Below are 465 nucleotides of genomic sequence, written 5' to 3'. Positions count from 1 at the left end.
GTCGCCCTGCGGGTCGTTACGCACGCCGAAGGTGATGTCGGTTTCCAGGCTGGAATTGTCGACCCGGACGAACGTGTTCGGCTCGGGCATGTACACCGAGCGCGGGTCGACGCCGGCCATCGCCTGGCGGACCTGCTGATCCCGGAGAACAGCCTGGTGCGCCTCCGGGGACGGCGCGCTGTCCAGGGTGTATCCGCCACTGATGATCTGCAGATCCGGGCGGCCGCCGATGGCCGTGTCGGCGTTGTTGAACAGACTGTTCATCGAGGCGACGTCGGCGTCACCGGTGTGGATGAAGGTGGGGTTGTCGCCGGCCTGCTCCTGGAGGCTGTTCAGCAACTGTTCGGACTGCGGGTGCCGGATGAGCGTCTCGCGGATCGCGGCGTACGGGATGGTGTCCTGGCCCGGTGAATCGTTCGGCCCGATCCGCGAGTTGTTCCACGAGAAGCCGATCACGGTGACCGG

Annotated in this window: 1 protein-coding gene; it reads right to left on the bottom strand. The window is 66.5% G+C overall.

All coding sequences use genetic code 11. The features are described 5' to 3' along the window. Positions 1 to 465, bottom strand: a 465-nt coding sequence (locus WH85_RS52065) for a hypothetical protein (protein WP_045748600.1), incomplete at both ends; no start/stop codon positions are given.

This window comes from Actinoplanes rectilineatus (assembly GCF_000962825.1).
In the GTDB taxonomy this organism is placed as follows: domain Bacteria; phylum Actinomycetota; class Actinomycetes; order Mycobacteriales; family Micromonosporaceae; genus Actinoplanes; species Actinoplanes rectilineatus.
The sequence above is the reverse complement of the archived record's forward strand: the minus strand, read 5'-3'. Positions and strand labels throughout refer to the sequence as shown.